This is a genomic window from Marinobacterium maritimum (genome assembly GCF_039523155.1).
Classification (GTDB): domain Bacteria; phylum Pseudomonadota; class Gammaproteobacteria; order Pseudomonadales; family Balneatricaceae; genus Marinobacterium; species Marinobacterium maritimum.
The window spans coordinates 421,832-445,209 of the sequence record NZ_BAAAET010000002.1 but is presented as its reverse complement, the minus strand read 5'-3'; the positions used below and the strand labels follow the sequence as shown (position 1 = coordinate 445,209).

Sequence of the window (23,378 nt, the reverse complement as noted above, 5' to 3'; positions counted from 1 at the left end):
CCTGGTTATAGGGTTCAGCCCTTAAGAAACGGCGCTATTGCCACCGGCCAAACAGAAAAAGGAGGCTCGGCAGCCTCCTTATGGGTATCCCTAATCGAACTTAGAAATTGAAGTTCATGCCCACGTTGATCACGTTGGAATCCTCAACTCCGTACAGGGTGCCGTCCCAGGCCATGGCTTCAACCCAGACCAGAACGTCCTTGTGCAGGCTGCGCTGGAACGCCAGGATCACGGCATCGAAATCGTTGCTGCCGGCATCATCGTCCAGGCTGGACAGCCCCAGGGTGTAGAGGTTCTTGCCGGACGGCACGCCGATCAGCGCGTCAATACCGGAACCCGTGTCTTCGCGGTCCATCCAGGCGCCGTTGATATAAAAGCCATCACCGGAATAGGACGCGGACAGGCCGTAGATGTCATTGTTGTTGGCCGCATCGGTATAGGCGGCACCCAGGGTCAGGTTGCCGATGCTGTAGTTGGCGCCCAGCTGGTGCTGGCCCTCTTCACCGTTGTCCGCATCATCGATCTGTACCAGCGCTTTCAGCTTCAGGCCTGCCAGATCAGGACTTTCGTACAGGGCCGACTGGCCGATGCGGGAACCGCCATCCAGGGTGTAGTACACCGGTGCGGAATCCCACCACATGTAATCTCCGTAGTAACCTACTGCATCATAAAACGGGGAAGACACCTTGCCACCGGAGAAGGATCCCCAGTCGCCGCTCAGGCCCAGGTAGCCGTAGCGCATGTCGCCGATGCTGTCGCCTTCGTTGTCCAGGTTGACCGCTACTTCGTACTTGGCAAATGCCTTCAGGCCTTCGCCCAGATCACGCTCTCCCTTGAGGCCGATACGGGAAGAAGCATCCTTGTACTCGGTGTCGTCGGCGTATTCGGCATGTTCCAGCATAATGCGCAGGCTGCCGTAAAAATCGATACCGGTATTGGCGACTTCAACCGCCTGGGCTGTCATCGGGGCCATTACAGTGCCGGCCAGTGCCAGGCAGATCAGTTGTTTTTTCATCGTTTCCATCAGCTCGGTTAGTGAACAGGTCTTTCGGAAGTCCATGCGATACCTACTTTCGTGCGCAGGCATTCGTCAGGTTGTCGAGCCTGAAAAAGGCGGCCACAGGGCCGCCGAATAATGAAGAGGAGGTCTCGCTTCAGGCCTGACTCGGAGCGCATTCTTGAGCAGCCCCGGCCAACTTGAAAACGGAGAAAAACGAAACTGGACCCTAGAAAAACTCGGCCTTTTCTGCAGCGGCCGAAAAACCTGAAGTCAGGAGATAAAAGCAGGACTGCCGGTTCAAAAATAAATATTTCCGAAACCGGACTGAAATATTTTTTAAACAAACAGCTTATAAAGGCCGATTTAGCAACGAGCCAAAACCAGGACAACGTACAGAGGATGGTGGGGGCGAAATGGCCTGTACCGCTTGGGACATCGCGGTCTGCAAAAGATCCCGACAAGCCAGTATTAGTTTTTCTAATCACCGACTTGGAAAAACTCCCGCATATTACCGTTTTTTATCATCTTTTTGACACAGCCCATTTCTAACCTTGCCGCATCGATTTTTTAGCACCCGGAAGCAGCATTATGGGCAAACTGATCATGATCATGATCGACGGTATCAGCGCCGATCATTTCGAACTCTACCGCCGGCATCTGCCGAACCTGGACCGCCTGGCTCATACAGGCACTCAGTTGGCCGCACTGCGCCCCGAGATGTGCGGTACCTCCTGCCCCGGGCGCACCTCGATGATTGCCGGCGTATCCCCAGCCGAGCACGGCATCTATGGCAACCATATCTGGCGCGAAGACGGCTTCCGCTGGGCCAGCCCCTATGACGTGAAGGTCGACACCCTGCCCGCTCTGGCGTGTCAGCAGGGCCTGGATGTGGCCAACCTGGGCTACGGCATGGTGCGCCCCGAAGACTGCAGCCTTTATGTCGGTCCCTGGTGGGCGGACGAGATGCTGATGCGCGGCAAGGACGCGACGCCTGAACCGGCCGATGAAGGCTGGCTGCGTGCCGCCGACCCCCATGACCCTGAAGGTCGCCTGGCGGCACTTAGCGCCGAAGCGGTGGTGGCACCGAATCATTCAGAAGCACACAAGCTGCAGCTGGGCATGCTGGCGGATCAACAACTGCTGGATCTGGCCGCCGGACTGGCCACTTCCGAGCAGGCACCGGACTTAATCCTGCTGGAGATCGCCATCACCGACTACTTCCTGCACAAATACGGTGCCGATCACGACCTGACCCGCTGGTCGCTGCGCACCGCCGACGCCCAGATCGGTACTTTGCTGACGCGACTGGAACAGGCCGGTGTACTGCAGCAGTACAACTTCGCCATCTGCAGCGACCACGGTCATGCTTCCATGCCGAAAGGGCTGTACGTGGACCGCCTGCTCGGCGACGAGGTGGTCTGGTCCAGCGAAGGCGGCGTGCTGTTGGTCAATCCCAGAAATGAAGCCGAAGCCAAACATGTCATCGACAGGCTGGTTGGCGAAGGCATCGAGCCCTGGCCCACCGACTTCATGCCGGCCGCACTGCGCGACCAGCTGCTCGCCTTTGTCGTGCCGGAAGGCTCCGAGATCAGCTTCGAGGCTGCCGTGCCCGGCACCGAGGGGCTCTACGGCCCCTCCAAGTATGTCTCCAACCATGGCATGCGCCCGGGCACCGAGGCCGACCACCGCTTCTGCATTTTCAGCGGCCCCGATATCCCTCAGCAGACACTGGGCGTTGCGGACTGCATCCGTTTCGCGCCAACCCTCGCCGACATCCTCGGCATCGAAACACCCTGGGCCGCACGCTCGCTGTTGAGCGTTGCGGCGGACCTGAGCGCGGCCTGATCCGCGCTCACAGCCAACCCTGATCTTCAATAACCCGATTCACACAAGCAGGACACCCTGATGAAACAGCTGATGACCTCCCTGGTAATGGCCTCCGCTCTGGCCAGCACTGTCGCGACCGCCGGCACCATCCGTCTCGGTCATGATGTCGGCTACGCCGGCGCCGAGTCACTGGACCCGATCTCGCCGAGCCGCTTCTTCGAAGCCAACCAGATGCTGTACTCCCGTCTGATCCGTCAGGGTCAGGACGGTCAGCCGAGCCCTGAACTGGCCACCGAGTGGTCCGCCTCAGCCGATGCCAGGACCTGGACCCTCACCCTGCGCAAGGGCGTCAAGTTCCATGACGGATCTGACCTGACCGCCGCCGACGTCAAGTACACCCTGGAGCGCATCAACGATCCCAAGATCGACTCACCGGTAGCCGCCGTACTCGGCATCATCGAGCAGGTTAATGTGCTGGACGAGCAGCGTTTCGAAATCAAGCTGTCCGCGCCCCACGCCGACTTGCCGCTGCTGCTGATGGACTACCGCGTGCGCATCATCCCGGAAGGCAGCGGTGACAACATCGCCAAGACCGGTATCGGTTCAGGCCCCTTCATGCTGGAAGAGCTGGATCCTGAAGGCACCACCGTACTGGTGGCCAACCCGAACTACTGGGAAGGCAAGCCGGCCGCCGACGGCGCCGAGCTGATCGGTATTCCTGACTCCCAGGCACGTGTGCAAGCACTGATGGCCGGCCAGGTCGACCTGGAACAGAGCGTCACTGCGCAGCAGAAGCGCCTGTTCGAGAACAACCCGCAGTTCAAGCTGCAGACCATCGCTACCGGTGAATGGAGAGGCCTGGCCTTCCGTACCGACCAGGCACCGCTGGACAACCCCAAGGTGCGCAAGGCGCTGCGCATGGTGGTCGACCGCGAAGAGATGATGACGCTGGTATCCGGCGCCGATGCAGGCATCGTAACCTGTGACCACCCGGTCTGGTCCGGCGACCAGTACCGTACCGAGATCGACTGCTCCCAGGATATCGAAGGCGCCAAAAAGCTGCTGGCCGAGGCCGGTTTCCCGAACGGCATCGAAGTGACCATCAGTGCGGCGGACAACGAGCCGGAATGGATCCACATGATCGAGGTGTACCAGCAGCAGGCCGCCAAGGCCGGCATCAAGGTCAACCTGAACATGGTGCCGTCCGACGGTTACTGGAGCGATGTATGGATGAAGCACCCGGCCTCCGCCTCGCGCTGGTCACAGCGTCCGGCCGACCAGATCCTGAACGAAGCCTTCCGCTCCGGCTCTGCCTGGAACGAAACCTTCTTCAACAACCCGGCGTTCGACAAGGCACTGGATGACGCCCGCTCCGAACTGGACTTCGCCAAGCGCAAGGCGCTGTACGCCAAGCTGCAGACCCTGCTGTGGCAAGAAGGCGGCGAGCTGATCCCCTACCACCTGAACCAGACCCGTGCACTGCGCAGCAACGTGACCGGTCTGGACCCGGTGGAGCAGTTCTCCATCCGCTGGAACAAGGTGGACGTGGAATAAGCCACCACTGACATGCCTGCGGGCCTGGCTCGACACGAGCGGCCTGCAGGCTTTTCTGTCGGGCCCTCTGCAAACCGGCTCCCGCCACGGCCGCTTTGCAGAGGGTTTCCGACGTACCGGACAACCAAGCGACACAAGACATATGCTGAAACTGATCCTGCAGCGGCTTGCCATGGCCCTGTTTACCCTGTTGACCGTCTGCGTACTGGTCTTTTCCATCACCGAGGCACTGCCCGGCGATGTCTGTACCGCCTACCTGGGCCGCGATGCCCAGGGCACCCGATTGGAAAACTGCCGTCAGGCACGCAACCTCGATCAACCGGCGCTGCAGCGCTTTGCCGACTGGGGCACGGGCGTAATGCAGGGCAGTCTCGGTACCTCGCTCAAGCGTGACAAGCCGATCAATGACCTGGTCGCCACCCGCATGCGCAACACCGCCGTGCTGGCACTGGGCGCCGCGCTGATCGGTATTCCGCTGGCGATCTTCCTCGGCGTCATCGCCGCGTTGCGGCGTGACCGCCCCGCCGATGTGCTGATCTCCGGCGGTTCCATCTTCGCCATGACCATCCCCGAATTCGTCACCGCCACGGTACTGGTGCTGATCTTCTCGATCCAGCTGCAGTGGTTTCCGGCCGTCACCACGGTGCGCCATAACGCGCCGGTGAGCGAACTGCTGCCCAATATCGTACTGCCGATGATCACCCTGGCGCTGGTGATGATGGCGCACATCCTGCGCATGGTGCGCTCGGCGATGATCGATGTGATGGCCAGCGACTTCGTGCAGATGGCCCGACTCAAGGGCGTGCCCTTCTGGCGCATCGTCTGCCTGCATGCGCTGCCCTCGGCGATGCTGCCGACGATCAACATCATCGCGCTGACCGTGGCCTGGCTGCTCGGCGGCGCGGTGATCATCGAGCAGGTGTTCAACTACCCCGGCATCGGCACCCTGATGATCCGCGCCATCTACGACCGCGACCTGCCGCTGGTACAGGCGATTGCGCTGATCCTGGCCACGGTCTACGTGCTGTGCAACCTGCTCGCCGACCTGTCGTCGCTGGCGCTGAACCCGCGCCTTAGAACCGCCCGCTAGGAGAAACCTGATGACTGCAATCACGATGGACATGAACACGCCCGCAGCCAAGCCGGCTTCCCGCTGGCGTCAGGTCTGGAGCAACCTGCGCCGCTCGCCCTCCGGCATGATCGGGCTGAGCGTACTGGTGTTGCACCTGTTGCTGGCCCTGCTGGCGCCCTGGCTGGCCCCACATGACTGGACGCTGCAGAACGGCTACCAGATCCTGCAGCCACCCAGCGAGGCGTTCTGGTTCGGCACCGACCATATGGGCCGGGACCTGCTCAGCCGCACCCTGATGGGCGGCCGTGAAGCCATTACCGTCACCCTGCTCGGCACCTTGCTGGCAGTGGGCTGGGGCGGTCTGGTCGGCATGACACTGGGTTTTGTCGGCGGTCGCGTCGATGCCTGGCTGATGCGTGTCATCGATGCGCTGCTGGCCATTCCCTGGCTGCTGTTCCTGCTGCTGGTGATCGCGCTGGTGGGCCAGCAGACCTGGACCCTGGTGCTGACCCTCGGCTTCTTCTTCGGCATCGCCGTGGTGCGTGTAGTGCGCGGCGCCACGCTGGAATATGTACCGCGAGACTTCGTACTCGCCGCCCGCACCCGGGGCGAGTCGCGCCTGACCATCGTGGTACGGGAGCTGCTGCCCAACGTGCTCGATGCGCTGCTGGTGGAAGCCGCCATGCGCTGGGCCTGGATGCTGCTGGCGTTCAGCTCGCTTTCCTTCCTCGGTTTCGGCGTGGTACCGCCCACCCCGGACTGGGGCCTGATGATCGCCGACAGCCGCGGCATGATCTCCATCGCCCCCTGGGCGGTGATCTTCCCGGCACTGGCCCTGTCCACGCTGATTATCAGCATCAATCTGACCGCCGACGCACTGGCCAAGGCGATCGGTCTCGACCGCGCCAAGGCCCCCGTATGAGTGAACCGCAGACCATGAACACGACGATGACTTCGATGCTGGACGTAGAAAACTTCACTCTCGGATACACCAACGCCGAGGGGAGCCTGGTCAGCGTGCTGCGTAATGTCAGCCTGCAGATCGCGCCCGGCGAGGCGCTGGGGCTGGTCGGCGAGTCCGGCTGTGGCAAAAGCACTCTGGCGCTGGCGATGATGGCCTTCCTGCGTTCCGGCTCTCGGGTTCAGAACGGCACCATCCGCTTTCACGATCAGGAGCTGTTCGCGCTCAAGCCGAAGATGCTGCAATCCCTGCGCGGCGGCCGCATCGGCCTGATTCCGCAAAACGCGGGCCAGTCGCTGACGCCGACGCTGAAGATCGATGCCCAGCTCTATGAAGCGCTGAAATTGCACTCCAATCTGCCGCGCAGCCAGTGGCGCCAGCGCGCCATCGAACTGCTGCAGCAGGTACGCCTGCCCGCCCCCGAGGCGATGCTGGGGCGCTACCCGCACCAGCTCTCCGGTGGCCAGCAGCAACGCGTGGCCGTGGCCATGGCACTGGCGGGTCAGCCGGAGCTACTGATTCTGGATGAGCCCACCACCGGCCTCGACGTGACCACCCAGGCGCATATCCTGGAGCTGCTGCGCACCCTGCGTCAGGAACTGGGCATGGCGATGGTGTTCGTCAGCCACGACCTGGGTGCCGTGGCCCGCATCAGCGACCGCATCGCGGTGATGTACGCCGGCGAGGTGATCGAGCTGGGCAGCAGCCGCGAGGTGTTGCTGCAACCGACTCACCCCTACACCCGGGCACTTCTCAACGCCATTCCGCGTCTCGATGCCGAGGGCCTGCCACCTTCGCTGCCGGGCTACCCACCCAAGGTGGGCTCAGTCACGCAGGGCTGCGCCTTTGCCCGCCGCTGCCCTCATGCGCAGCCAATCTGCGGTGAGCAGGACGCACCACTGGCGGCGCTATCCGGTCACCAGGTGCGCTGTCATCTGGCCGGTGAGCTGAAACGCCCGGCCAGCGACTCCAAGGTCGTGCACCTGCCGGTGCAGAGCAGCGAGGAGTCATTGCTGATGCTGGAACAGGTGCAGATCAGCTATCACCGCCCGGGCCTGATGGATACGCTGCTGCAGCGTCCAGCCCCCGTGGCCACGGTAGACGGCATCGACCTGCAACTGAAGAAAGGCGAGACCCTGGCACTGGTGGGCGAATCCGGCAGCGGCAAATCCACCATCATGCGTGCCATCAGCGGTATCCAGCCGGCCCGCGACGGCCAGATCCGGCTCAAACAGGATGACCTCAACCTGCCGGTTGAGCAGCGCAGCAAGGCGCTCAAACGCCGGGTGCAGATGATCTTCCAGAACCCCGACGCCTCGCTGAACCCGCGCCACACGGTGTTCGAGATTCTGCAGCAGCCGTTGAAGCTCTATTTCGGCCTCAACCATGACGCCTGCCGCGACAAGGCCGCCGAGCTGCTGGCGCTGGTACGACTGGCGCCGCACTATCTGGACCGCCTGCCGGGCCAGCTGTCCGGCGGCGAAAAACAGCGCGTGGCCATCGCTCGCTGCTTCGCGGGTGATCCGGACCTGATCCTGTGCGACGAAGTGACCTCGGCGCTGGATGTCTCGGTACAAGCCGCGGTGCTGAAACTGCTCAAGGAACTGCAGCAGCAGCGCGGCGTGACCTACCTGTTCATCGCCCACGATCTGGCGGTGGTGAAGGCGATTGCGGATCAAGTGGCGGTGCTCTATCAGGGGCGGATCTGTCAGGTGGGATCGGTGAACGAGGTGTTCTCCGGTCATCACCACCCCTACACCCGCACCCTGCTCAACGCGGTGCTGGAACCGGACCCGGATCATCAGCCCATCATTCAGGGCGAGGACAGCCCCGAACAGCACCCGCCGGCTCGCGGCTGCGCCTACCAGCGCCGCTGCCCGCTGGCGGAACCGCGCTGCAAGGAACAGCTGCCGCCGTGGAAGACGGACGGCGGTAACCGCATCCGCTGCCACCTGGAGCTGGATGCGCTGGCCACGCTGATCGACCGCCCGCAGATGATCAAGGCGGTCAACGCCTGATCCTGTCCAGCCTGCACAGGCCCGGTCGGTACACAGCCGCCGGGCCAATCCCGATACTCGACGCCCCTGCACACGACAAAGGAAAACACCATGCCCCTGGCGATCTTCGACCTGGATGAAACCCTGATCAACGCCGACTGCTCGCTGCTCTGGCTGCAGTTCCTGATCGACCGTGGTCTGACTGACCCGGCGATCATGGACGATGCCAGGGAACTCGACCGCCGCTACCATCAGGGCCAGCTGGACATGCACGATTACGTGGCGCTGCAGCTGCGCCCACATATTGGTCAAACCCCAGCCGAAGCGACCCAGGAGGTGGAGCTTTTCATCCAAGACTATGTGCAGCCGTGCATTCGGCCCTCGGCAGTGGAGAGCATCCGTCGCCACAAGGCTCGCGGCGACCGCTGCCTGGTGATCTCTGCTTCGATCGATTTTCTGGTGGAACCGATCGCCGCGCATCTGGGCATCGAGGATGCCATCGGCGTGCGCATCGAACTGGACAGTGGCCGCATCACCGGCCGGGCCGATGGCCCGATCTGCTACCAGGAAGGCAAGGTGTTACACCTGAATCGCTGGCTGGAGCAGCAGGCCGAGCACACCGAAGGCAGCTGGTTCTACTCCGACTCGCACAACGACCTGCCGCTGCTGGAGCAAGTCGACAACCCGGTCGGCGTCAGTCCGGACCCGCGCCTGGCCGAGGTGTGCCAAGAGCGCGGCTGGGCACGGGTCGACTGGTAAGCCGGCGCCTAGCGCCGTATATACTGTTCTTCCCGCTCCAGTGTGGCCTGCAGCCAGTCGCGGAAGGCGATCACCTTGGGGGATGGCGGTTTGTTGGGCAGCACCAGATAGTGCGCCCCCGACGCCTTGAGGGTGAAGGGGTGCGCCTGCAGCAGTTTACCCTCGTCCATCAGCGGCTTGAGATTGAAGCTGCGCGCCAGCAGCAGACCGATGCCGTTGCAAGCCGCATCGAAGGCGGCGGTGCTGGTATCGCATTCCAGTACCGGCATCGGCATCAGGTTGGCCAGCCCCTGCTGGCGGAACCACTGCTGCCAGCTCTCCTTCTCACCGATGATGGTGATCAGCGGCACCTGCAGGATTTTCATCGCATCCTCATCCACCGGGTAGCGCTCCAGAAAGCCGGGGCTGCCCACCACCACCAGATGCTCCCGCGTCATCCGCTCCACCTGCATGCCGCTCCAGTTGCCGTAGCCGTTGGAGATCTCGATATCGGCCTCCTCGACTTCGTCCTGTGACGGCCAGACCGCCGACATCAGGCGCAGACGAATACCTGGATGCTGCGCATAGAAACTGGTCAGGCGGGGCATCAACCAGCGCTGCAGGAAACTGCTGCCGCACTTCACCGTCAGCAGCGCCCGGTGGTCAGAGCCGAACAGCTCGTTGGTGCCGGACTGGAGAATATTGAACGCCTCGGTCAGTACCGGCAGGTAGGCCCGGGCCGCATCGGTCAGTTCCAGCTTGCGCGGCTTGCGAATGAAAAGCTGGGTATCCAGGTACTCCTCCAGCAGCTTGACCTGCTGACTGATGGCACCCTGGGTGACATAGAGCTCTTCGGCGGCGCGGGTCAGACTGCGCAGGCGGGCAGCGGCCTCGAAACTTTTCAGGGCCTTCAACGGGGGCAGGGGTTTGTGGTTGTGCTTCATTAATCAACTCACGACAGGGATGGGCACGCAGAGCCCCAGAAAAACTAGGGGCAGCTGTATTACGGGTGAAACAAATAGCAGAGAGTCATGGCACTAATATTTCAGCCCTGCCATGACATAAACCTTTCCAGTGCCAGCCAACCCTGAACCTGAGCGCAAAGCCACCACCAATCATACCCCAGCGTCCGGCATTAGTATTTCTCGGTCACTGGCAGAGAACCCGGTCATTTTTCTTAAAACGGGAACCGGCCTGAGCGAGCGCTTCCGTAGCCACCGGTTCCGAAATTGCCAGTACTTCCTGCTGGGCACGATGCTTTCGGGTACTGGAGCTGGCCCCTGGCTCAGTGACCGCTATGAAATGCCTCCGCGCTTTTGCATTACGACCAACGCGACCCCCAGCACTGATAACCCCCCTCCCATCATGGCCAGCATGCCCAAACGTTCGTCAAAAAGGATGTAGGCCTCCAGTGCCGTAACCGGTGGCACCAGATAGAACAGACTGGCCACTTTTGAGGCCGCGCCCATTCGTATCAGCTGCATCAGTAACAGGATGGCACCGACAGACAGCCCCAGCACCAGCCAGCCGATTGCCAAAACCAGTTGCAGATTCCAGTCCACTTCCGAAGATTCGAACCACCAGCCCCCCATTGCAAACAGGCAACCGGTGGCGCAATACTGGATGATGGCACCCGGTATCAATGCCACCTGCTGGCAATGGCGTTTCTGATAAACGGTACCCAGCGAAATACCCAGCAACGCAATAAGAGCCCAGACCAGCGTCCAGGGCGAAAAAGTCTCCACAGGACCCAGCCCCATTTTTTCCAGCAACACCAGCCCAACACCGACCAACCCCAACAGAAGACCCGCCCACTGGCGCAACCTGACCCCTTCCCCCAGCACCAGCACGGCAGCCAGTGCAGTCACCAGAGGCTGCAACCCTACAATCAGTGAAACCAGACCGGCCGGCATACCATCTTGAATGGCATAAAATACTCCCCCCAGATAACAGCCATGCACCAGTAATCCGGTGATCGCCACATGCCCAGACTCTCGGGCCGAAGGCCACTGGGGTTTCATCCACCAGGCCATCAGCCCCAGCAGCATCAGTGTGACAAGCGTGCGATAGAGCAGCAGTGTAAAGGGCTCCGCATAGGGCAGTCCGTATTTTGCACCGATGAAACCCGTGCTCCAGAGCCAGACAAACACCGCGGGCATGAACGGTGTCAGCAGCCGGCCTGGAGCATAGCCGTTCCCCACACGAGACGTAGACGCCTGAACTGTCATGAAGCACCTCCTGTAGCGGCCAATCCTCCAAGGAAACCCGCCTTTGCATTTTTGTTGACTCAGACAAGTCTATTTGTAAAGAATGGCTGCCAGATACAGATAAACAGGCAATTCGGCTTTTCAAAAATGCAATGAATTGGAATGACCTGAAATACTATCTGGCTGTTGCCCGCTCCGGAAATCTGAGCGAAGCCGCCCGCTTGCTCGACGTCAGCCCGTCCACCGTGTCGCGCCGCATCGATGCACTGGAGCAGACCTTGGGTGTCCCGCTTTTTGCCCGCCGTCCAGACGGTTATCTGCTGAACGAAGCCGGGCACAATCTGCTGCCGGCAGCCGAGCAGGCCGAAGCGCAGCTGCTGCTGTTGCAACGCGGAGCGACCAGCAGTGAGCTGGATACCCGCGGCGTGGTTCGGGTTGCCGTTCCCGAATTGCTGGGACAGTACCTGATCATTCCGCAGCTGCACCCACTGCAGGCGTCCTACCCGGAAATACGCCTGGAACTGATCACCGATGTGCGCCCCATGCCGTTAAGCACGCGTGAAGCCGATATCGTCATCCGCCTGAACCGCCCCACCCAGGGCGACTACACCCTCCGTCAGATCGGCCAGTTGTCTCAGGCTCTCTACGCTTCCAGCGACTATCTTCAGCTCAGGGGAACACCAAGTACGTCGGCTGACCTGGCCGAGCACCAGTTGATCGGCTGGGACAAGGAGCTGAGCTACCTGCCTTTAGCCCGCTGGCTGGAAGAACAGCTCGACCAACCTGATCTGTACCTGAGAACCAGCAGCTACCACGCGCAACTGATGGCGGTTCGCAGCGGAATCGGTATCGCCGCGCTGCCCAGGTTTGCGGCCGAAATGTTCGAACTGCAACCGGTCGTTCTCAATCATCCACCGCTCATGTCCGACATCTGGCTCATCAAGCAGGCGGAATCCGCTCGCCTCAAGCGAGTACAAATAGTGGCCGAGCAGCTGACCAGCATCATCTCCTCATCACGTGATCAACTGCTTTAACTCTGCTCCCAAGACCTAGCCTCTCTCCATCACCTCCCGCTTCCAGCCACTCCCTCTGCCTGGGCGAGTAAGCGCCCCCCATAAAAACCCCAATTTGAAACTCCTGGTTCCAAAAAGCGTTGACATAAACAAATATCGATTTTATGGTACCCACAGTTCCACAATGTGAACTTGAAACCTTTAGATCCAATAAAAACAACCAAGCTTTCCCTCGAAAAGCCTGCTTTTCCGGGGTTAGAAAGCCAGAGGATTCAACCATGCAGAATGCCAAGCCCCGCCTTTGTCGCTCACTCGCAACCTGGAGCCTTGCAGCAGGACTGGTTGCAACCACTATCAGTGCCCCGGCTATCGCTGACGATAAAGTGCGCTGGAAGGTACAAGCTGTCTTCGGCACCCACCTGCCCGGACTCGGCGACCCGATCATCAGGGTCGCGGAGCAGCTGAAATCTGCCAGCGGCGGCAACATACAGTTCAAGGTTTATGAGCCAGGCAAGATTGTTCCACCTTTCGCCATCACCGAGGCGGTGAAGAACAAACAGGTTCCGGCGGGGCTGATGTTACTGGGCTACGATCAGGGCAAGATTCCGGCTTCGGGGTTATTCAGTAATGTTCCGTTCGGCATGGAACCCTGGGAATATGCCACCTGGTGGTATGAGGGTGAGGGCAAGCAACTGGCGGAGTCGATCTACGCCAAACATAATATTCAGCCAATTCTTTGCGGCGTGATCGGCCCTGAAACCGCTGGCTGGTTCCGCCAGGAAATCAACTCCATCGAAGACTTCCAGGGGCTCAAGATTCGCTTTGCAGGCCTGGGTGGGCAGGTCCTGCAGAAGGCCGGCGCCTCAGTAACCTCCATTCCAAGCAGTGAAATTTTCCCGGCCCTGGAAAAGGGGGCAATTGATGCCACCGAGTTCTCCATGCCCGCCATTGACCAGATGCTGGGCTTCGACAAGGTTGCCAAAAACAACTACTTCCCGGGTTGGCACCAGACCTTTACCGCCAACCACCTGATCGTCAACAAAGAGATCTGGAACGAGCTGAGCCCAACCAATCAATCCATGATCGAGATGGCCTGCACAGCAGGTACCCTGCGCGCCCTGACCCGCGGGGAATCCCTTCAGGGCGAAGTCGTCAGTGGTTTTGGTGACAAGGGGGTCAGTGCACGCAAGCTGCAGCCCGAACTGCTGAGCAGCCTGCGTGAACTCACCCGCGAGGTGATGCAGGAACAAGCTACCAAGGATGCGGATTTCAAACGCGTCTACGAATCCCAGCAAGCCTTCATGAAAACCTATCAGCCCTGGAAGCGTCTGGCTTACCTGCCCAGGGACTAAATCCCGGAAGCCGACTCTCGCTTCTACCTATCAACCGCCCCACCGGTGTTCTCCGAACACCGGGTTCGGGCCCTGATTCATTGCATCGGCTACATCCTCATGGGAAGCCGTTCTCTTGAGAGGGATTTATGCAATCACATACGAGCCTTTCGGGTTTCGAACCCGCCCATATGGATCTGGACCAGTTGAACCAGCACACTCAACTGCCAACCACTTCAGTTTCGCGCAAGCTGGATGCACTGCTGCAGTTCACTGGACAGGCGGTTTCCTGGATCTGGGTTCTGCTGATGGCCGTCATCATTCTGAATGTATTCATGCGCTACGCACTCGGTGAGGGCAGGATCGAATTTGAAGAACTGCAGTGGCACCTGTATGCCATCGGCTGGCTGCTTGGATTGTCCTACTGTTTCGCCGCCGATGATCATGTGCGCGTGGACCTGCTTCATCACCGCTTTGCCCTGCGCACCCAGGCCTGGATAGAGCTGTTCGGGATACTGTTCCTGCTGGCACCCTTCATCGGCATCGTGCTCTGGTACGCCATCCCGTTCATCAGTTACTCCTGGCAGACCAGCGAGGTGTCCGGCGACCCCGGCGGCCTGCCCTACCGCTGGCTGATCAAGTCAGTACTCTTTGTTGGTTTCTTCCTGTTGGCGCTGGCCACAGTGTCACGACTCAGCCGCGTAATCGCCCTTCTGCTCCCGACACGGGCTCTTGCCACCAACGCTCAAGCCACTGCCTAGGAGACTGTCATGGAGATCAATGAAATCCTGGCGTATGCCATGTTCGCCACCTTCATCGGACTGCTGTTCAGCGGCTTTCCTGTCGCCTGGGTCATGGGTGGTGTCGCCATCCTGTTTGGCGCGCTGGCGATGGCCGCTGATCACTGGCTGGACGCCTTCATCGGCATCGACTGGAACTATGTATCCATTATCGTGCCCCGGATGTGGGACGTCATGACCAACTGGGTACTGGTAGCCCTGCCCATGTTCGTCTTTATGGGGCTGATGCTGGACCGATCCGGAGTAGCCGAAGACCTGATGACCAATCTGGCTCGCCTGTTCGGTAAGGTGAGGGGGGGCCTCGCGGTCACGGTCACGTTTGTCGGGCTGCTGCTGGCCGCTTCCACCGGTATTATTGGTGCTTCAGTGGTGCTACTGGCGGTACTGGGGGTTCCCCTGATGCTGCGTGAAGGCTACAGCAAGGAGCTGGCCTGCGGCACGGTCTGTTCTACCGGAACTCTGGGCATTCTGATCCCTCCCAGCATCATGCTGGTCATGATGGGGGATCGCATCGGCCTCTCCGTAGGTGATCTTTTTCTGGGCGCACTCTTTCCGGGCCTGTTGCTGGCCGCGCTCTATGTAATCTATATCCTGGCGTTCGGCTTTCTGCGCCCCTCAGCAGCGCCCGTCCCCGAACATGCCGAACGGGTATCGCCCCGCATCCTGCTCAATGTACTTCTGGCCGTGCTGCCCACTGCAGGCCTGATTCTGGCGGTATTGGGGTCTATTTTCTTCGGCATCGCCACACCCACCGAAGCCTCAGGCGTGGGTGCCCTCGGTGCCACCCTGCTGGCCATGAGCAAGAAACGCCTGTCGCTGCAGGTGCTGAAGGAGGTGGGCCGGGAAACCACCAAAACCACCGCCTTCATCTTTGCCCTGCTGCTGGGCGCAACCGGCTTTTCCCTGGTGTTACGCGGTCTTGGAGGTGACGAACTGATTGAAAGCGCCCTGACCGGACTGCCCTTCGAGCCCACCGGCATCCTGATCTGCATTCTGGCAGTGACCTTTATTCTGGGCTTCTTCCTCGACTGGATCGAACTCACCCTGATCATTCTGCCTCTGGTCGCACCGGTGGTGGCCAATCTGGGCTTCGATCTGGTGTGGTTCACCGTGCTCTTTGCCGTGTGCCTGCAGACTTCGTTCCTGACCCCGCCGGTAGGCTTTGCCCTTTTCTATCTCAAGGGAGTGGCACCCGAGGGAATCCAGCTGGGCAACATCTACCGCGGCGTCATGCCATTTATCCTGATCCAGCTGCTGGGATTGAGCATTGTTTTCTACTGGCAGGGCATCGTGACCTGGCTGCCATCAGCCGCCTATGCACCCTGAACAAACATCGATCAACGCCGGACAAGCCAGGGACCACCACCCCAGCCTGCCCGTACTCACAATAAGAACAGGAGCAATCATGTCCGCAAACATCATACTGCCCCGTATCATGCAAATTGGAGAAGGCGCCAGCCAGGCCATTCCCGAGGTTCTGCACAGCCTGGACTGCGCCCGCCCCCTGATCATCACCGACCGGATGATGATGGAACTGGGATATGTAAACCGTATCCAGCAGCGCCTGAAGGAACACCAGATTGATGCTGATGTCTTCGCCGACACGGTACCCGAGCCGACCATCAGCTCCATCATGGCCGGTGTGGATCAGGTCCGTGAAGGCGACTATGACAGCATCATCGCACTGGGTGGTGGCAGCCCCATCGACAGTGCCAAGGCCATTGCCATTCTCGGCCGATACGGCGGCTCCATGCGTGACTACAAATTCCCCCGCGTGATCGACGAACAGGGCCTGCCCCTGATTGCGATTCCGACAACGGCAGGCACCGGCAGTGAAGCGACCAAATTCACCATCATTACCGACGAGAGCAGCGACGAGAAGATGCTCTGCGTGGGACTCGGTTTCATGCCGGTTGCGGCACTGGTCGATTACAGCCTGACTCTGAGCCTGCCGGCACGCATCACCGCCGATACCGGTATCGATGCACTGACCCACGCCATGGAGGCCTATGTCAGCCGCAAGGCCAATGCCTACAGCGATTCCCAGGCTCTGGCTGCCATGCGCCTGCTGGGTCCCAACCTGAGGCGCGCATACCACAACGGCCAGGACCAACAGGCCCGAGAAGCGATGATGCTGGGCTCAACCCTGGCCGGCATCGCCTTTTCCAACGCTTCGGTTGCCCTGGTACACGGCATGAGCCGACCGATCGGGGCCTTTTTCCACGTCCCTCACGGACTCTCCAACGCCATGCTGCTGCCAAGCGTCACCGCCTTTTCGATCCCGGCCGCACCTGAACGTTACGCCGATTGCGCCCGTGCTATCGGTGTCGCCGAACAGGAGGACAACACCGAGACTGCCACTGGCAAACTGCTGGCGGAACTCGTTGCCCTGAACGACGAACTGCAGGTTCCGACCCCGGCACAGTTCGGTATCGAAGAAGAACATTTCATGTCAGTTACTGAAGAGATGGCCTCCCAGGCTCTCAGTTCTGGCTCTCCCAACAACAATCCCCGCATCCCAACCCGGGACGAGATCGTTGAAATTTACCAAGCCCTTTGGAAAAAATAAGAGGTTAACCATGAACACTATCGGACATCTGATCAACAACCGCCCTTCCCGCCTGGACACCAACGACCGCGTTGCCCCGGTGTATAACCCGGCCACCGGCGCCATCAGCAAGTATGTCGCCATGGCCAGCCGGGAAACCGTCGAAGAGGCAATCAGTGCCGCTGAAGCTGCCTACCCTGCCTGGCGCAACACCCCGCCTCAGAAGCGCGCCGCCATCATGTTCCGCTTCAAGGAACTGCTGGAGCAGAATGCCGACCGTCTGGCCGAGCTGGTCGGTGAAGAGCATGGCAAGATCGGCCACGATGCCAAGGGGGAGCTGCAGCGCGGTATCGAGTGTGTTGAATACGCCTGCTACGCCCCCGAATTGCTGAAGGGCGAACACAGCAAGAACGTCGGTCCTGCCATCGACTGCTGGAGCGAGTTCCAGCCCCTGGGCGTGGTTGCTGGCATCACACCGTTCAACTTCCCGGCCATGGTGCCCCTGTGGATGTACCCGATGGCGATCGTCTGCGGCAACACCTTCGTGCTCAAGCCCTCAGAGCGCAACCCGTCATCAGCCATGCTCGTTGCCGAACTACTATATGAAGCCGGCTTGCCGGAAGGCGTACTGAACGTAGTCAATGGCGACAAGGAAGCTGTGGATGTGCTGCTGTCGGAGCCGCGCATTCAGGCTGTCAGCTTCGTGGGCTCCACCCCGATAGCCGAGTATATCTATACAACCGCCAGCGCCCACGGCAAACGTTGCCAGGCACTGGGCGGCGCCAAGAACCACGCCATCGTGATGCCGGATGCGGACATGGACAACGCCGTCAACGTTCTCACCGGCGCAGCTTTCGGCTCATCCGGTGAACGCTGCATGGCGATTTCGGTCGCGGTAACCGTCGGTGACAGTGCAGCGGACCAGCTGGTCGCCAAGATGAAGGAGCGGATGCAGAGCCTTAAGGTGGGGGCCTATACCGATGACAGCAATGATTTCGGGCCGCTGATCACCCGCGAGCATATGGAGAAGGTGAAAGGCTATATCGGCAGCGCCGCCGAGCAGGGCGCCACCATCGTAGTGGACGGTCGCGATGTGCAGGTCCCGGGACACGAGGACGGCTTCTTCGTCGGAGGCACGCTGATTGACCAGGTCACCACCGCCATGACCTGCTACAAGGAAGAGATCTTCGGCCCGGTACTGGTCGTGGTACGCGTCAATTCCATGGAAGAGGCCATGCAGATGATCGATGACCATGAATATGGTAACGGTACCTGCATCTTCACCCGTGATGGCGAAGCCGCTCGCTACTTCAGCGACAATATCAAGGTCGGCATGGTCGGCATCAACGTACCGCTACCGGTGCCCGTGGCCTACCATAGCTTTGGCGGCTGGAAGCGTTCGTTGTTCGGTGACCTGCATGCCTACGGCCCCGATGCGGTCCGCTTCTACACCAAGCGCAAAACCATTACCCAGCGCTGGCCATCCAGCGGCGTTCGCGAAGGGGCTGACTTCTCCTTCCCGGCCTGATGGCCCTATGCCAGCCTCCCGGTCCCTGACCGGCAGGCTGGCCTGCACTCAAACCGGCTCCCGTTCAGCGCGCCGCTGGCCGGGAACCGACTTTCACTCGCCGGTATCGGTATCCGGCGAGTTCACCAGATTGCTGATTTCCGCTGCGGCCTGGCGCAACTGGGGTTCAAAGGCCTTGAGTTCATTCAGGCTTTTCCTGACCACTGGAACATGCGTATACAGGCTGGCAATAAACTGCCCTTCGGCATTCTTTATCGGAACGGCACAGCCAACCATACCGTCGATGTACTCCTCGTTGTCGATTCCCATCTCCTGCTCCCGTATCGACAGCAGTGATTCCTCCAGAGACTCGGGATCGGTCAGCGTATGCCGGGAATATTTCTCCAGCGGCAGGTTGTGGATAACCCGGTGGCGCATGCTCTTGGGAAGAGAGCTCAGATACAGCTTGCCACTGGAAGTACACCACAGCGGCACGCGACTCCCGGTCTTGAGGTTGAACTGGAGCGGCCAGCTGGACTCGACGCGGTCGTAGTACACCATTTCGGTGCCATCCGGGATGGCGATCCCGCACGCCTCATCCAGTTGCCTGCCCAGACGCTGCAGAATTGCCTGGCGCTGCAACTGATAACGACTGCTGTGCAGAACTCCCAAAGCCATTCTGTACATTCGCTGACCGGGGACGACTTTACCGCGCATGTTGGTCTGCACATACCCGTCTTCCTCCAGCTGCAGCAGCAGACGATGCAGGCTTGCCTTGGGAATATCCAGGTAAAACGCCAAATCAGCGGGTGACATGGGCTGCTCAAGCGATGATACGGCCTCGACAATATCCATTACTCGAGTAACGGATGGGCCTCGTCCAGCACGTTTGGATGTCATATTAAGAAGGGCCTTTTTCGGAACACAGTGTGCCATTATGTGGTGATAAGACTTTTTTCTCAAACAGTTGAAAGTCCCGGCCTGTAGCCAGATATTACGCGGCCATTACCCTGTCATGGCGTGTAGCGGCAGGAATAGCCAGCCACTGGTCTGTCACCACAGGCCTATTGCCTTCCATACGACGGGGAAACCTGTTCGATACCTGCCTCGGCTTCATACCGGTCACCAAAGGCCTTGAGGTCAGAGATCAGGATCCTGCCGTACTGCAGCCGTATGCTGCCTTCACGTTCGAAGGACTTCAGCTCTGTACTGACCGTCTGGCGTGAGGCCCCGACCATTTTGCTCAGCGCCTCATGGGAGATTTTGATGCAGGTTCGGCCCTGTTCGTCCGGGTGGCCATGACTGTAGGCCAGACGGTGCAATACGCGGGCCAGGCGTTCACGGAGCCGGAGCCCGAAGTTGTCTTCGTTCAGCGTAAAGGAAACGCGCAGGCGCCGGCACAGCATCACGTTCAGCTGCTGGCTGATCACCGGGTGCCGGTTATAGAGGTCATCGAAATTGCGCTTGCTCAGCACGCTGATACGTGAGTCCCGGGAAGCCACGGCGTTAGTGCCGCGCGGCAAGCCATCCATCAATCCCATTTCGCCCAGACAGTCACCCGGCAACAGCTCTCCGACCACATGCTCCCGACCATCGCGGGAGTAGATGCACAGTTTTATCGCACCTTCGATCACTCGGTAGAGCTCGATGGAGGGGTCACCCTTGCAGTAGAGCGTTTCACCCTTGCGCAGGTTGCGTTCAACACTCAGCTGCCGAATCTCGTCCTGGATGGCATCCGGCAGCAGGTGGACAAAATCATGCAGATTCGGAATCGTTCTCATGCTGTAGGGCCGCCATCGTTTTGGTCCGTCGGCAGGGCGAATTCTCTCAATTGTCAGCTTTCTGACATTTTTCCTGCCATGCATGAGCTAGGTTACACCAAAAGGCGGTGAGCCCCCATCTCCAAGGGCCTGTCCCCGGGACTGCCGAAGGCTGAAGACTCGCCTTGTCATAACAACAAGACAGAGAAATCACTCCATGCTTAACCTCGCATTGCAAAAATGGCGCGCCAAGGAATCCAGCCTTGGCATCTGGTCCAACCTGCCCGATATCCACATGGCCGAAATGTTGTGTCGGATGGAGGTGGACTGGATCTGTTTTGACCTGCAGCACGGTCTGATGGACTACAGCGATCTGACCCGCCTGCTGCCCGCGGTCACCGGTGTGCCCGTCACGCCGCTGGTACGCGTGGCCGCCAATCAGCCGGACCAGATCGGCAAGGCGCTGGATGCCGGCGCCCAGGGTGTCATCGTGCCGATGGTGAACACGGCAGAAGATGCCCGCCGTGCAATTTCGGCCTGCCGCTACCCGCCGATGGGCAGCCGTTCCTGCGGCCCCATGCGCGACGCCATGCTGGAAGGCCCCGGTTACCTGGCCACCGCAAATGAGCAGGTCGCCTGCCTGATGATGATCGAAACCGAGGAAGGGCTGCGCAACCTGGAAGAGATCGCCGCCGTGGAAGGTGTGGATGGCCTCTTTGTCGGCCCCATGGACCTTTGCTACGGCCTCGGCCTGGCACCGGGCAACTTCGCCGACCCGGCCTTCGGCACGGCCATCGCCAATATTCTCAAGGCGTGCGAAACCCACGACCTGGCCAGCGGCATCTTCGGCTACAACGCCGAGATGGCGGCCGATTCCATGAAGAAAGGCTTCACCTTCGCGTCTATCGGCACCGATATCAGCTTTATTCGTGCAGGGGCGTTGCAGGCACTAACCACGGCACGTGGTGAGGATGCTGCGGATGCACCCAAGGCACGCGGTGGCTACTGAGTCGTACTCGGCGGCTGAAGACATTCCCTAGACTGCCGGATGCCTGGTGTCCGGCAGCCCTCCCCTCAAAGGTCTGCACTCATGACAAAAAAAACAATTGAGCAGCTGCGCAGCCGACGCTGGTTTGGCGGCACGCCCCAGTCTACTGAACATACCGGCCATGCACTGCAGGCGGGTTACGGCCGTGAAGAGTTCGAAGGCAAGCCGGTCATCGGCATCATCAACACCTGGAGCGACATGAACCCCTGCCACGCCCATTTGAAAGAGCGTGCCGAAGCGGTCAAGCGTGGCGTCTGGCAAGCCGGAGGCTTCCCGGTCGAACTGCCCGCCATGTCGCTGGGGGAAGGGTACGTTAAGCCCTCCTCCATGCTGTATCGCAACTTCCTGGCGATGGAAACCGAGGAGCTGCTGCGCTGCCACCCGATCGATGGCGCGATTCTGCTCGGCGGCTGTGACAAGACCACTCCAGGCTTGCTGCTGGGCGCAATCAGCATGAACCTGCCCACCATCTACTGCCCGGCCGGTTTCACCATGGGGGCGACCTTCCGCGGGGAACGTTTCGGCAGTGGTACCGGTGCCTTCCGCTGGGCGCCGGAACTGATCGCCGGCAAGCTTTCCCCGCAGGAGTGGCAAACCGTAGAGCAGAAGATCTGGAGTTCACCCGGCACCTGTAATGTCATGGGCACCGCCTCCACCATGACCGCGCTTGCCGAGGTGCTGGGCCTGTCCCTTCCGGGCGCCTCGTCGGTACCGGCCATGGATTCCCGTGGCCATCAGCTGGCGGCTGCCGCCGGGCGTCGCGTGGTCGAGATGGTGTGGGATGACCTCAAGCCCAGCGATATCCTGACCAACCAGTCGTTCACCAATGCGGCCAAGACCTGTGTCGCACTGGGCGGGTCCACCAATGCCACCATTCACCTCATCGCCCTGGCACGCCGTGCCGGCGCCAGCTTCACGCTGGAGGACTTTGACGCCATCGGCAAGCAAGTACCGGTACTGGCCAACGTGCAGCCTTCCGGTGAATACATCATGCCGGAGTTTGCCGATGCCGGGGGCTTGCCTGCCATGCTCAGCAACATGACGGCACTGCTGGATCTGGACTGCCTGACGGTTACCGGTCAGACACTGGGCGAGAACATTGAGGGTGCCCGGGTGGAAAACGACGATATCATCCGCTCACTCGACAACCCTGTGGCCACCGAGGCATTGGCCGTGCTGAAAGGCAACCTGGCGCCCAATGGGTGTGTGATTAAACCCAGTGCTTCAGACCCGGCTCTACAGAAACATCGCGGCAAGGCCGTGGTATTTGAGAATGCCAATGATCTGGCTGCACGTATTCATTCGCCTGATCTGGAGGTGGATCCCTCCAGCGTGCTGATCCTGCGTAATGTCGGCCCCAAGGGCGGGCCGGGCATGGCCGAGAACGGCATGCTGCCGATTCCGAAAAAGATGGTTGAGCAGGGCGTACGTGACATGGTACGTATCAGTGACGCGCGGATGAGCGGAACCAGTTTTGGCACCTGTGTACTGCATGTGAGCCCTGAGGCTTATATCGGCGGCCCCCTGGCGCTGGTGCAGAACGGTGACGAGATCGAGATCAATATCCCCGAGCGCAGCATCACCCTGCATGTGGATGAAGCGGAACTGGATCAGCGCCGTCAGGCCTGGGCCCCCCCTGCACCGCACTTCAAGCGTGGCTGGGGGCTGCTGTTCAACGATAACGTCAGCCAGGCCCATGAAGGCTGCGACTTCGAGATCCTGTCCAGTCGCGAGCCCAACCCTGAACCGGCGATTCACGGCAAGATCTAAGGTACCCGGGTTTTCTAACGCCCGGACTCAACGCTCGCTAAAGCGGCACTGCCATCAGTGCCGCTAATCCACAGTCACCCTTTTCCTTCGACTGTTGCCCGCCCGTGGCCCGGCTTATCGCCGCTCTAACAGAGCCATGTGGCAGGAATATGTCAGCCCAGCCGCAATAAAAATCTTTCCAGCTCCTGCCAGCACAGGCCCTGAGCGCCAGACAGCATCTGCTCAGGCTCGACAGGTCGACATTA

Annotated in this window: 19 protein-coding genes; 14 read left to right on the top strand and 5 right to left on the bottom strand. The window is 60.4% G+C overall.

The annotated features are described in order from the left end of the window. Positions 1 to 100: 100 nt before the first annotated feature. On the bottom strand, positions 101 to 1,015 hold the full coding sequence (locus ABD013_RS08470; RefSeq protein ID WP_343804831.1) for a porin: 915 nt from the start codon (positions 1,013 to 1,015) through the stop codon (positions 101 to 103). A 573-nt stretch (positions 1,016 to 1,588) separates the two neighbouring features. On the opposite strand from ABD013_RS08470, the gene ABD013_RS08465 reads away from it, so the two are divergent. From ABD013_RS08465 to ABD013_RS08440, 6 genes are all read left to right on the top strand, one after another. Further along, positions 1,589 to 2,845 carry an alkaline phosphatase family protein gene (locus tag ABD013_RS08465; protein WP_343804829.1) on the top strand — a complete coding sequence of 419 codons (1,257 nt, stop codon included), beginning with the start codon at positions 1,589 to 1,591 and terminating at the stop codon, positions 2,843 to 2,845. Between the two features lie 60 nt (positions 2,846 to 2,905). Continuing rightward, positions 2,906 to 4,381 (top strand): ABC transporter substrate-binding protein, encoded by a 1,476-nt coding sequence (locus tag ABD013_RS08460; RefSeq protein WP_343804827.1) that lies wholly within the window; start codon positions 2,906 to 2,908, stop codon positions 4,379 to 4,381. Between the two features lie 142 nt (positions 4,382 to 4,523). Next, positions 4,524 to 5,471 carry an ABC transporter permease gene (locus tag ABD013_RS08455; RefSeq protein ID WP_343804825.1) on the top strand — a complete coding sequence of 316 codons (948 nt, stop codon included), beginning with the start codon at positions 4,524 to 4,526 and terminating at the stop codon, positions 5,469 to 5,471. Between the two features lie 10 nt (positions 5,472 to 5,481). Beyond that, positions 5,482 to 6,375: an ABC transporter permease gene (locus tag ABD013_RS08450; protein ID WP_343804823.1), complete on the top strand. Its 894-nt coding sequence runs from the start codon at positions 5,482 to 5,484 to the stop codon at positions 6,373 to 6,375. Between the two features lie 35 nt (positions 6,376 to 6,410). Next, positions 6,411 to 8,432, top strand: coding sequence for a dipeptide ABC transporter ATP-binding protein (locus ABD013_RS08445; protein ID WP_343804821.1), 2,022 nt, complete (start codon positions 6,411 to 6,413; stop codon positions 8,430 to 8,432). A gap of 90 nt (positions 8,433 to 8,522) precedes the next feature. Beyond that, positions 8,523 to 9,170: an HAD family hydrolase gene (locus ABD013_RS08440; RefSeq protein ID WP_343804820.1), complete on the top strand. Its 648-nt coding sequence runs from the start codon at positions 8,523 to 8,525 to the stop codon at positions 9,168 to 9,170. An 8-nt stretch (positions 9,171 to 9,178) separates the two neighbouring features. Here the strand turns inward: ABD013_RS08440 and ABD013_RS08435 are convergent, their stop codons facing one another. Further along, positions 9,179 to 10,093 (bottom strand): LysR substrate-binding domain-containing protein, encoded by a 915-nt coding sequence (locus ABD013_RS08435; protein ID WP_343804818.1) that lies wholly within the window; start codon positions 10,091 to 10,093, stop codon positions 9,179 to 9,181. A 351-nt stretch (positions 10,094 to 10,444) separates the two neighbouring features. Then, the gene (locus tag ABD013_RS08430; RefSeq protein WP_343804816.1) at positions 10,445 to 11,377 is read right to left on the bottom strand and encodes a DMT family transporter; all 933 of its coding nucleotides are present in this window, start codon (positions 11,375 to 11,377) and stop codon (positions 10,445 to 10,447) included. Positions 11,378 to 11,508: 131 nt separating this feature from the next. Here ABD013_RS08430 and ABD013_RS08425 point away from each other — a divergent pair, with 131 nt between their 5' ends. From ABD013_RS08425 to ABD013_RS08400, 6 genes are all read left to right on the top strand, one after another. Continuing rightward, positions 11,509 to 12,390: a LysR family transcriptional regulator gene (locus ABD013_RS08425; protein ID WP_343804814.1), complete on the top strand. Its 882-nt coding sequence runs from the start codon at positions 11,509 to 11,511 to the stop codon at positions 12,388 to 12,390. A gap of 257 nt (positions 12,391 to 12,647) precedes the next feature. Further along, on the top strand, positions 12,648 to 13,721 hold the full coding sequence (locus tag ABD013_RS08420) for a TRAP transporter substrate-binding protein (RefSeq protein WP_343804812.1): 1,074 nt from the start codon (positions 12,648 to 12,650) through the stop codon (positions 13,719 to 13,721). A gap of 128 nt (positions 13,722 to 13,849) precedes the next feature. Beyond that, positions 13,850 to 14,461 carry a TRAP transporter small permease subunit gene (locus tag ABD013_RS08415; RefSeq protein WP_343804810.1) on the top strand — a complete coding sequence of 204 codons (612 nt, stop codon included), beginning with the start codon at positions 13,850 to 13,852 and terminating at the stop codon, positions 14,459 to 14,461. A 9-nt stretch (positions 14,462 to 14,470) separates the two neighbouring features. Next, positions 14,471 to 15,826, top strand: coding sequence for a TRAP transporter large permease (locus tag ABD013_RS08410; protein ID WP_343804808.1), 1,356 nt, complete (start codon positions 14,471 to 14,473; stop codon positions 15,824 to 15,826). Positions 15,827 to 15,905: 79 nt separating this feature from the next. Further along, a complete protein-coding gene (locus ABD013_RS08405; protein WP_343804806.1) occupies positions 15,906 to 17,069 on the top strand; it encodes an iron-containing alcohol dehydrogenase in 1,164 nt (387 codons plus the stop codon). Between the two features lie 10 nt (positions 17,070 to 17,079). Beyond that, positions 17,080 to 18,576: a CoA-acylating methylmalonate-semialdehyde dehydrogenase gene (locus ABD013_RS08400; RefSeq protein ID WP_343804804.1), complete on the top strand. Its 1,497-nt coding sequence runs from the start codon at positions 17,080 to 17,082 to the stop codon at positions 18,574 to 18,576. Positions 18,577 to 18,669: 93 nt separating this feature from the next. Here the strand turns inward: ABD013_RS08400 and ABD013_RS08395 are convergent, their stop codons facing one another. Next, the gene (locus ABD013_RS08395; protein WP_343804802.1) at positions 18,670 to 19,455 is read right to left on the bottom strand and encodes an IclR family transcriptional regulator; all 786 of its coding nucleotides are present in this window, start codon (positions 19,453 to 19,455) and stop codon (positions 18,670 to 18,672) included. 164 nt (positions 19,456 to 19,619) lie between these two features. After that, a complete protein-coding gene (locus ABD013_RS08390; protein ID WP_343804800.1) occupies positions 19,620 to 20,336 on the bottom strand; it encodes a Crp/Fnr family transcriptional regulator in 717 nt (238 codons plus the stop codon). Between the two features lie 196 nt (positions 20,337 to 20,532). Between ABD013_RS08390 and ABD013_RS08385 the strand changes: the two genes are divergently transcribed. Continuing rightward, positions 20,533 to 21,324: an HpcH/HpaI aldolase family protein gene (locus ABD013_RS08385; protein ID WP_343804799.1), complete on the top strand. Its 792-nt coding sequence runs from the start codon at positions 20,533 to 20,535 to the stop codon at positions 21,322 to 21,324. Positions 21,325 to 21,405: 81 nt separating this feature from the next. Then, a complete protein-coding gene (locus ABD013_RS08380) occupies positions 21,406 to 23,133 on the top strand; it encodes an IlvD/Edd family dehydratase (RefSeq protein ID WP_343804798.1) in 1,728 nt (575 codons plus the stop codon). The last annotated feature ends 245 nt before the right edge of the window (positions 23,134 to 23,378 follow it).